This window comes from Coleofasciculus sp. G3-WIS-01 (assembly GCF_040223135.1).
In the GTDB taxonomy this organism is placed as follows: Bacteria; Cyanobacteriota; Cyanobacteriia; order Cyanobacteriales; family Coleofasciculaceae; genus Coleofasciculus.
Map to the genome: position 1 here is coordinate 1 of NZ_JAVJZI010000146.1, position 1,942 is coordinate 1,942.

A 1,942-nucleotide genomic window follows, 5' to 3' on the forward strand; every position below is an offset into this window, starting at 1 on the left:
AGTGGATAAACGATATGTTGGTGGTGACGTAGATATGACAAATCCCGTCCCGATGAGGAGCGGTATGAAGGGAAACTTTCACGTACCGTTTTGGAGAGCAGTGGAGGGGGCAACCTCTTCACTGACTTTAATTTGGAACGCTGCAATTAACATACTCATGGAAGCGCTTCGTACCGTAGGGCATACGGGAACGTTTCAGGAATACTGGATAAACGCTTCGGGACAACTCGCCCTCTTGAGTATTGATGAAAGTCAATACTCTAAGGTGATTGGATGAACGAAGAATCCCTCGTGTTTTAACCGAGGGAGTGTCAAAGGAAGCAATAAAGGCGGATTTGGTATGACATAAACAAATGACATAGACGAATGCGAATTCTACTCGTAGAAGATGATGAACTGTTCCGCTTAGGACTATCGACGCGATTGCAGCAAGAACCCGGATTAGAAATTGTGGCAGAGGCGGTAGATGGCGAGACGGCGGTGGAATTAACCAATCAGTATCTACCCGATGCTGTACTGTTGGATGTGGGACTACCAGGAATTGGAGGTGTGGAAGCTTGCCGTCAAATTAAGCAGCAACATCCAGAATTACCGATTTTAGTTTTAACTTCTCATTCCCAGAAACCTCTAATTGAGCGGCTAATTGCAGCGGGGGCTTCTGGATACTGTCTCAAAGGCATTGAAGCAGAAGTATTAATCTTAGCACTGCGTTCTGTGGCGGTGGGGGCGTCGTGGTGGGACAAAACCAGTACCAGTGAAATTCGCGCCGCTGTGGGAGAACAGACGCCGGAGGTTGCCCAATCTACTGATGAATCGTCCGCCAATCCTCTGACTCAGCGGGAACAGGAAATTCTGGCGCTGATTGCGGCGGGTAAGAGTAATCAAGAAATTGGGGAACTCTTACATATTGCCACAGGGACAGTCAGGGTTCATGTTCATGCCATTTTACAAAAATTAGACGTGCGCGATCGCACCCAAGCTGCTGTTCTGGCGATTCAAAAAGGATTGGTGCAAACGTAACTATCTAAAATAAAGCGAGCGCTTCTAAACTAGCAGCCTTAGACAGTCTTGAATGGAGATTAGGGTTATGGTTTTTAGACTAGAGGATCAGACAAAAGAAGATGTCATTTACCCGGAAAGTGATGGTCAACCGATGGCAGACAATACCAAGCAATTTCGCTGGATTACGATCATCTACTACAATTTAGAGTGGCTCTTCGCTGATGATGCCAATGTGTTTGTTGCGGGGGATTTGTTATGGTATCCCGTTCAAGGAAATAATAAAATTCGTCAAGCCCCTGATTTGATGATTGTCTTTGGTGTTACCAAGGGCGATAGAGGTTCCTACCAGCAGTGGAATGAGGGGAATATCGCGCCGCAGGTAGTGTTTGAAATTCTCTCTCCTGGTAATACCTTAACGGAAATGAATAAGAAGCAGGTCTTTTATGATCGCTATGGTGTTGAGGAATACTATCTGTATGATCCGGATAAAAATGATTTGAGTGGTTGGTTGCGTTCTGAGTCTCGTTTGGATGTAATTGACGAGATGAATAATTGGGTGAGTCCCCGACTGGGTATTCGCTTTGATTTGTCTGGGGAACAGTTGCAGCTTTATCGTCCTGATGGAAACCCATTTGCCAGTTATGTGGAGATTCAACGACGCCTAGAAGAGGCTCAACAACGAGTCCAAGACGCTGAACAACGGGCAGAAGCTGAACGACAACGGGCAGAAAGGTTGGCACAGCGGTTGAGAGAGTTGGGTATTGACCCGGAGCAAGTGGATTGACTAGCCGTGGACAAAAGCAGGAGCATTTGCGGAAGCGGTTTATCGGGGTACCGGATCATGTGGTCAACTTTTTCTACTTTGTTGCCGAAGAAGTGCGATCGCTCCTGGCACGGTTAGGGTATCGTAAGTTAGACGAGGTAATCGGTCGGGCGGATT

Annotated in this window: 2 protein-coding genes and 2 pseudogenes; all 4 read left to right on the top strand. The window is 46.8% G+C overall.

Annotated elements, in window-relative coordinates; genetic code table 11:
• Positions 1-277 (top strand): annotated as a pseudogene (locus RIM23_RS14480) (hypothetical protein); the annotation flags it as partial.
• 89 nt (positions 278-366) lie between these two features.
• The gene (locus RIM23_RS14485; protein WP_446367937.1) at positions 367-1,020 is read left to right on the top strand and encodes a response regulator transcription factor; all 654 of its coding nucleotides are present in this window, start codon (positions 367-369) and stop codon (positions 1,018-1,020) included.
• A gap of 67 nt (positions 1,021-1,087) precedes the next feature.
• Complete coding sequence (locus RIM23_RS14490) at positions 1,088-1,786, top strand: Uma2 family endonuclease (protein WP_446367938.1); 699 nt, start codon at positions 1,088-1,090, stop codon at positions 1,784-1,786.
• A gap of 14 nt (positions 1,787-1,800) precedes the next feature.
• Positions 1,801-1,942: pseudogene (locus RIM23_RS14495) on the top strand (glutamate synthase-related protein); the annotation flags it as partial.